Here is a 7,932-nt window from a genome sequence, read left to right on the forward strand (position 1 = left end):
TATCGGGGCGACCCTCCGCCTTGCGATCGCACGCACCAGACGCCGCCGGGCCCGCCCTTCGGGCGGACGACGCTACTTTCGAAACACGCCCTAGTCCGGAGGTTCGTCCTCCGGTCCGAGTCCGCCGTCCGGGGCGGACTCTTCGGCGCTGCGGTCGTCCAGTTCGCGCATACGGCGGTGGACGGCCTCGCGCAGGCTCTCCTTGCCGGGTGCCGGCGGTGTCGAGCGGGTCGCTTCCACCGGGGTCTCGGCCGGGCCGTCCTCCCGGCCTTCTCGGCCGGTCGCGTCCTGGCCGGACGTGTCGCCCTCGTTCAGACCGGACGGGCGGCGCTTGTCCTTCTCAGCCATCTCAACCCTCCTTGCCGGGCGGGCCGGTACGCGGAGTGCTATCCATTGTCGTGCTTGCCGCCCTGCCACGTGCCCTCGGTGACCTGGCCGGCCTTCAGCTCGTCGATCTGGCTGCGCCAGAGGTCGGCGCGGGAGGCGGTGGTCTCCTGGACGGCGGCGGTGAGTGTCCTCGCGGCGGTGAAGCGTTCGGACTCCGGGCCGCTGGCGGCGATCCGCGCGTTCGTCTTCGTATGCGCGTCGATGGCGGAGCGGAGGCTGCCTCCACGGGCGGTCAGCCTGCCCAGGTCGCGGAAGGTGGGTTTCTTCGTATCGAACCAGATCTGCTGCCACCAGTGGTCGCTGACCGGTTCGCGCCAGCTCAGGTATCCGCCTTCCAGGATCTTGCGCGGGCCGTCGAGCTTGCCGGTGAAGCTGTAGCGCACACCGGGAGCGGTGACGGGGTCGTAGAAGTGCGGGGTGAAGAAGTCCGAGACCAGAAATCCGTTGATGGTGTAGCCGTTCTCGGGCGCCTCGGACGGGTCGGCGACCTCGACGAGGAACTCCACCACTCCCTGGTCCTTCTTCGGCGACTGCCCCGCCACCACCCTGCTGCCGAAGGGGTCGCAGAGCATCTCCAGCATTTCGTGGCTGGCGGTCAGCGACCAACTGTCGCTGTACTGGATCAGGGAGAACGGCTGACCGTTCTTGTCCATGTGGACACCGGCCGCCCCGGGTTCACCGATGTCGTCGCGGACGATCATCGGCCAGTAGCCGACGGGCACGTCGTGGAGGCTGTCGAAGGCGTCGACGGACGCGGGGATCTGCCACAGCGGCGCGAAGTCCCGGATGGCCTGCTTCTGGAGGGCGGCGGCCACACGGGTGAGCTGTGAGGAGGTGATCTCATCGGTCTCTGACACGAGGGCGAGCTGGGTGACCAGCATGCGGGGCTCCTTGTCTGCCGGAAACGGGTTTCCACGGGGACGGGGTGGTCAGGTCAGCAGGCGGGACAGCGCGTCGGCGTAGTCGGCGTAGTCGGCGGGCAGGTTCGCCTCGTCGGCCAGGGTGTGCAGGAAGGTGCGGTCGCCGGAGGCGGTCAGAGCGTCGAGCACCACCGGTTCGAGCTCGACCGGTGCGGCGGTGAGCACGCCGATGCCGGGCCCGGACAGGTGCGTCGCGCCGCTCGCGCTCCGCACCGGCAGGCGGGGTCGCAGCTCGGCGCCGGTGGGCTCGATCTCGTCGAGGGCCAACTGCCACCGCACGCTCCCGTCGGGCGACGCGGTGATCGGCGGGACGGGGGCGGCGGCGAGGGCCGGAAGGTCGGCCAGCGCGTCGGTGAGCCGGTCGGTGGCGTCGCCGATGGTCAGCCCGGCCACGATGGTGTCGGCCGTGCCGTCGTGCAGATGCAGTACGTGATCCGCCGACATACCGGGGACCTGCTCCAGGATTTCGCCCGGAGCCAGGGCGTGCATGAGCCGACGGGATCCGTAGCGGGCGACACCGTCGACGGCGACCAGGCGGATGTCCTTGTCGCGGGCGTCGATGAGCGAGGTGTACGGGTCGCCGTCGGCGCCGTCGACGACGATGAAGTCCGCGCGCATTCCGGCGCTCAGCGATCCCAGGGCCGTGTCCCAGCGCAGGATCCGGGCCGCGTCGCGGGTGGCCATGGCGACCAGCTCGTGGTCGCTGAAGACGGATCCGGCGGCGGTGGAGGCCAGCCGGGCGGCCTTGAGCTCGCCGAGCAGCCCCTTGCTCCCCGACACCGACCAGTCCGAGCCCAGCCCCATCAGCACACCGGCCGCTTTGGCGGCGGCGATGTCCGCGGTCTTTCCGTACAGCAGGAGGTTGGAGAGCGGCGACCACACCATGGAGCCGCCGTGTGCGGCGAAGACGGTGAAGTCGTCGGCCGTCAGGCCGGTGCAGTGGATGCCCACCAGGTTCTCGGTGATCGCCCATGTGCCGGGCTTGAACTGGAGGGCCTGGAAGTGCGCCCGGGCAGCCGCGTCGGTGCCCTCCGCCAGATGGAGGAGCAGCCGGTGCGGCTGCTTGAGCCGGGCCAGGAACTTCTCGGCGTCGCCGGCCTCCACGTCGGCGATGCGCGAGGCCGCCTCGGGCAGGTCCGGCGCGTCGGTCTGCTCGACGTTGCGGACGATGCCCCGGTACATACGGCGGGCGCCCGCGTTGCTGAACAGGGCGATGCCCTGGCTGGTGGTGGTGCCGTTGACCAGGGCCTTGGCCTCGACGTACCGCACGACGGCGGGCATCAGGCGGGGGTCCTGGCCGAGCACCTTCATCGGCCCGGTGACCAGGGTGCGGTACGCGGGGTTGCCGCTGCCGCCCCACTGCGAGCGGTTGCCGTACTTCTTCGGCACCTGCCAGAGCGGCAGCACGTCGTACGGCAGGTGGTTGTGCAGCTCGATCAGCCCCGGGTAGACCGAGCCCTGGGTGTCCACGGGCACCACCGCTTCGAAGCCCGGTGGGGCGGGGGCGGTGGCCGGGAGCACGGCCTCGATGTGTGTGCCGGACACATAGAGGGTGCCGTCCTCGATCACGGTGCCTGCCGCGTCGAGGGTGACGATCCGTCCGCGCAGGGCGAACCGGCCGGTATCCGGGGCATCTGCTCCAGGCGACATGCGGGTCCCTTCTCGCCACCCCCGAGAGGCACGGATGAACACCGCATATCGGATGAACATCACTTAATAGACAACATGCCGTAATGTCATCCAACGATCACCTTCTGTCATGACTGATCGCCCGCATGGAGCAGGAGCAGCGCATGCACCCCTTCGACCCCGGTTACGCACAGGAGCCGTACGCCACGCTCGTGCGCGACTACCCCGGCGCCGACGTCTACCCGGCCACCGACTTCCGCGTGGAGTGGGGCCCGATCTTCCACCGCGGGCGCCTCGACGGCACGGCCCGCGTGCTGGTCATCGGGCAGGACCCGGCCTCCCACGAGGCCATCACCCGCCGGATCCTCGTCGGCACCGCGGGCCGCCGCTTCCAGGGCTTCCTGGCCAAACTCGGCATCGACACGAGTTACGTGATGGTCAACACGTATGTGTACAGCGTGTTCGGGCAGCACGGCGGCAACGCCCACGCCAAGGACGAGCACATCGCCGCGTACCGGCACAGCTGGCTGGACGCCCTCGTCGCCCACCAGCCCATCGAGGCCGTGATCGCGCTGGGCGGCCTCGCGGACACCGCGTACCAGACCTGGCGGAAGACCCCCTCAGGCGCCGCGTTCACCGGCGCCTACCAGCACATCATCCATCCCACCTTCCCCGACAGCGCGGCGGCCTCCGGGACCGACCCGGCGGCGGCCATGGCCAAGCTGCTGACGAACTGGAACGACGCCCTCAACGCGCTGCACGGCACGGTCACCCCCGACACGAGCCGCCCGCTCGCTCTCTACGGCAGCACCCTGACCCCGGCCGACCTCGCCACCATCCCTTCGGTGGACCTCCCCCCAGGGCTCCCGGCGTGGATGCGCTCCGACGAGCCGTGGGCCAGCCGCCAGGGTGCGACCCCGGCGGAGAAGCGCGCCACGATCATCGTCCAGATCCCCCCGGACCAACGCCCGTTCTCCTGAAACCCCCGCATCCGGCCTACTTGGCGCCGACCGGACTCACATACGTACCGGGGTGCGTGGCCGCGTCCTGCAGCAGGATCGAGCCGACCGGCCACGGCAGGGTGTGGGAGTGCGTCTCGCCCGGCGGGGTGACCACGATGCGGGTGGGCTTGAACTCGTCGCCGCTGCCCTGGATGTAGGGCAGGTAGAAGATGTTGAAGGTGGTGGTGGCGCCCGGCCGCACCGTGACCCGATGCGGCTGTACGGCGGTCTGCCGGACCAGCGACCACGTCAGGGGCCCGGCGAGGTCCACGCCCGGATACCCGGTCATCACACAGGACTTGGCGCCCTTGTTGGTGAGCGTGATGGTCAGCGCGTACTGGATGTTGGGGTTCTTGGCGCGGCTGGTCGGCACGATCGCGAAGCCGAGGCCGGCGGTCCGGCAGCGCCCGCCGGAGGCGGCGCCGCCCGATCCCGACGGCGTCGGCCCTGTGCTGCCCCCGCCGTCCGGCACGGTCCCGGTGGCGGACGCACTCGGAACGCCGCTGGTGGCCGCCGCCTCCCCCGAGTGGTCGCCACCGCAACCGCTCAGCGTCAGACCGGCGGCCACGACGGCGACGGCGGGCCAGCGAAATCGGGAACGCGACACAGCGGGCTCCTCACCCTCGTACTCCACACAGCCACTCACGGAACGGAACGCTCCGCACACCACAAGGACGCGTACCACCCTGATGCGGTTTCAGGCATGCCGGCGACGGCGCCCGGCGCCGTGTTCACGGGGTTGTGCGCAGCTTGCTCTCCACCGCGGGAGGCAGCTTCGTCTCCTCTTCGAGCACCGCCCTGCCCACCTGCTCCGGTGTCAGACCGACTGCCGTCGACAGGTCCGCGTTGACCAGGCGCGCGCCCGCGAGGTGCGTCTCCTTGAGGCTGGCGCCTCGCAGGTCGGAACCCCTCAGGACGGCGCCTTCCAGATGCGCCCGGCCGAGCCACGCGCCACCGAGGAAGGTATCCCTCAGCCATGCCTCCTCCAAGTGCGCGCCGATCAGGTTGGCTCGCTCCAGGTGGGCGCCGCCGAGGCGTACGCGCTCCAGCCGGGCGTCCTGGAGGTCCGCTCCCCGCAGGTCCGTACGCCGCAGGTCGATACGGAACGGCTCCTCCAGCGATGGCCGCCTGCCCAGGACCGTCAGGGCGGCCTGCACGGACTCCTCGGGCGGCGCCGCGGAAGGGGGCAACTCCGCGTCGGGGGACACCGTCACCTGGTCCCGGACGAACGCCGCCAGGACCTCGACCACCGTGAGGTGGTCCTTGGCGGAGTCCCGCATGATCCGCTCCAGCGCGTAGATACCGCCGAGGCGCTCGACCGTACGCTCCGATGCGAGCAGCTTGATGGCCTCCACATAGCGGCCGGTCACCTGCCCGTCCCGGGCGATCTCGGCCTGCTCGCGGTCCCGGTCGCGGGTGTGTCGCAGCGTACGGTCGGTGTAGTAGAGGCCCGCCCCGGCCACCGCCCCGGCGCCGAGGGCGACCAGCGTCGTACGGAAGCCCGTGATCACCACACCGTCGGCCGGCTGGAGGTCCCGCCGGCGCAGCCGGTCGCCGTCCAGCCACCACGGGCCCTGCCACAACAGCAGGGCGTAGCCGACGAAGGCGGCGGCCAGCAGCGCAAGCACCAGTGCACGCGTCCGGCTCCGTTTCATACGCAGGAGCATGTCCTCGGAGGAGTGGCCGCATGCGCGGCGGTCCCGGCCTCTCAGGCGGGATGCACGAGCCGCACCTCTTCGCTGCTCACCCGGTTGTGTTCGTCCGCCCAGTTCTGCAACGCGTTCAGACACGCGTGGTCCAGGTGGCGCAGTCCGGCCAGATGCAGGTGTACGGCCCGGTCCTTGGGGAGTTTCTCCAGCGTCTCCAGGATGCGGGGCAGCCGCAGGAACGTGGCGTTGCCGATCACATGGGCGCTGACCAGCCCTGCGCCGTCGTCCGTGACCTCGATGTGGACGTGGGAGGTTTCCCAGGCGGCCTTGACCACGGCCAGCAGCAGACCGATGAGGACTCCCTCGAACATGTTCGTGAGGAGGATCGCCAGCGCCGTCGCCGCCAGCACCACCGCCTCGCCCCTGTGGGACCTCCACAGCCCCAGCATCCCCTTCACCGGCAGGAGTTTGAAACCGGCGTGGACGAGGACACCGGCGAGCGCTGCGGTGGGTACGTGGGTGAGCACGCCGGGCAGCAGCGCGGCGAACAGCAGGAGCCAGACGCCGTGCAGCACGCGCGACGCCTTGGTCCGGGCGCCTGCCTGCACATTGGCGGCGCTGCGCACGATGACCGCGGTCATGGGCAGGGCGCCGAGCAGCCCGCACACCGTGTTTCCCATCCCCTGCGCCATCAGCTCCTTGTCGTAGTCGGTGCGCGGCCCGGTGTGCAGCCGGTCGACCGCGGCCGCGCTGAACAAGGACTCGGCGGAGGCGATCAGCGCGAACGCGAGCACCGTGGCCAGCAGCCCCGTGTCCGCGAGCTTCGCGAACTCCGAGGAGCCCGGCGGCTGGACGGCGGAGGCGAGGCCGCTCACCCGCACCCGTGCCACCGGCAGGCCGAGCAGGACCGTCAGGGCGGTGGCGCCGCCCACGGCGGCCAGTGCGCCGGGCAGAAGTCGGCAGCGGGCGGGCAGCCTCTTCCAGCCCGCCATCACGAGGAGGGTGCCCGCGCCGACGGCAAGGGCCGTGAGTGCGGTCGCGGAGTGCGCGACCTCCGCGGCCAGGCCCGGCAGGCCCGCGATGTTCGGCACGCCCGCGCCGGGGCCCTTGCGGTCGGCGAGGATGTAGAGCTGACCGGCGATCAGGAGCAGGCCGATGCCCGCCAGCATGCCCTCCACCACGGCGAGCGAGATGGCACGGAACCAGCGGCCCATCCGCAGGGCCCCGAGCGCGAGTTGGATGAGTCCTGCCATCAGGACGACGACGCCCAGCGCGGCGAGGCCGTACTCGGTGACGGCGGTGTAGACGAGGACGGTCAGACCGGCCGCGGGGCCGGAGACCTGCAGACTGCTCCCGGGCAGCAGTCCGGCGACCAGTCCGCCGACTATGCCGGTGATCAGGCCGAGTTCGGCGGGGACGCCGGAGGCGACCGCCACGCCCACGCACAGCGGCAGCGCGACGAGGAAGACGACGAGGGACGCGGCGATGTCGGTGCGCAGCACACGGGCCGGCGCTGGACGTGTGGTCATGGCGTTCCGTTCTGTCAGTGGAGGGAAGGAACGTCGCGGACTGTCGCGACCGGGCAAGCGGCCCAGGGTGCGGCGTCGGAATGCGTACGGCAGCAGCGGACAGAGCCGGGCCGGGTGCCGTCGGGGAGGTAGGTATGAGCATGGTCGGCGCTCCGACGCGGCGGATAGGGGCGGCAAGGAGCACGCGAAGAGCGCACCGGGATCACGACCGGCTCACGTCCGGGTCCTGTGAGCCGTCACGGCGGTGCCCTGTGTGCCCGGGGCGCGGGCGCCGCTACTGGTACTCCTGGGGCGACGGAGACACACCTGTTCCGACTTGGAGATCGCGATGGCCGTTCGCCGCGTAGTGCCCAACATTCGGTCGGAAGGGGCGCAAGCCGTGCCTCGAAGCCGGGCGTTCTACGGCCTGTTGGGCTTCGAGGAGGTGATGAACCACGGCTGGATCATGACGCTCGCCTCGCCGTCCGCCCCGGCGGCGCAGGTCAGCTTCATGTCCGAGGACAAGACCGCGCCGGCGGTGCCCGACCTGAGCGTCGAGGTGGACGACGTGGACGCGGCGTACGCGGCCATGCGGGAGAGCGGCGCGGAGATCGTGTATCCGCTGCAGGACGAGGAGTGGGGCGTGCGCCGGTTCTTCGTACGCGATCCCAACGGCCGGGTGGTGAACGTGCTGGGGCACCGCTGACAGGTCCCTGGGAATCCCTGTCGGCCCGGGCGGTGTGCCCGGGCCAACAAGAGAAGACACCCAAACACAAGTACAACCACACAAACAGGTTGCCGTTTGGGTAGTTCCCGGTCCGGGAGGCGCCGTCCCCCG

8 protein-coding genes are annotated in these 7,932 nt (G+C 70.9%); 2 read left to right on the top strand and 6 right to left on the bottom strand.

The annotated features are described in order from the left end of the window. Positions 1–90 precede the first annotated feature (90 nt). The 3 genes from ACZ499_RS26585 to ACZ499_RS26595 are packed head-to-tail and all read right to left on the bottom strand — an operon-like array spanning position 91 to position 2,957. Entirely contained in the window at positions 91–348 is a 258-nt protein-coding gene (locus ACZ499_RS26585) for a hypothetical protein (RefSeq protein ID WP_468678565.1), read from the bottom strand. Positions 349–386: 38 nt separating this feature from the next. Continuing rightward, complete coding sequence (locus tag ACZ499_RS26590) at positions 387–1,268, bottom strand: hypothetical protein (protein ID WP_468678567.1); 882 nt, start codon at positions 1,266–1,268, stop codon at positions 387–389. A gap of 48 nt (positions 1,269–1,316) precedes the next feature. Continuing rightward, positions 1,317–2,957 (bottom strand): amidohydrolase family protein, encoded by a 1,641-nt coding sequence (locus tag ACZ499_RS26595; protein WP_468678569.1) that lies wholly within the window; start codon positions 2,955–2,957, stop codon positions 1,317–1,319. Between the two features lie 143 nt (positions 2,958–3,100). Between ACZ499_RS26595 and ACZ499_RS26600 the strand changes: the two genes are divergently transcribed. Beyond that, on the top strand, positions 3,101–3,916 hold the full coding sequence (locus tag ACZ499_RS26600) for a uracil-DNA glycosylase family protein (protein ID WP_468678571.1): 816 nt from the start codon (positions 3,101–3,103) through the stop codon (positions 3,914–3,916). A 16-nt stretch (positions 3,917–3,932) separates the two neighbouring features. On the opposite strand, the gene ACZ499_RS26605 is transcribed toward ACZ499_RS26600, so the two are convergent. The 3 genes from ACZ499_RS26605 to ACZ499_RS26615 form a co-directional block, all read right to left on the bottom strand. Next, entirely contained in the window at positions 3,933–4,544 is a 612-nt protein-coding gene (locus ACZ499_RS26605) for a DUF4232 domain-containing protein (protein ID WP_468678572.1), read from the bottom strand. Between the two features lie 124 nt (positions 4,545–4,668). Further along, positions 4,669–5,592, bottom strand: coding sequence for a pentapeptide repeat-containing protein (locus tag ACZ499_RS26610; protein ID WP_468678573.1), 924 nt, complete (start codon positions 5,590–5,592; stop codon positions 4,669–4,671). A 53-nt stretch (positions 5,593–5,645) separates the two neighbouring features. Then, entirely contained in the window at positions 5,646–7,115 is a 1,470-nt protein-coding gene (locus tag ACZ499_RS26615) for a SulP family inorganic anion transporter (RefSeq protein WP_468678575.1), read from the bottom strand. A 328-nt stretch (positions 7,116–7,443) separates the two neighbouring features. Here ACZ499_RS26615 and ACZ499_RS26620 point away from each other — a divergent pair, with 328 nt between their 5' ends. After that, on the top strand, positions 7,444–7,800 hold the full coding sequence (locus tag ACZ499_RS26620) for a VOC family protein (protein WP_468678576.1): 357 nt from the start codon (positions 7,444–7,446) through the stop codon (positions 7,798–7,800). The last annotated feature ends 132 nt before the right edge of the window (positions 7,801–7,932 follow it).

It is taken from the genome of Streptomyces sp. NPDC031265 (genome assembly GCF_055570295.1).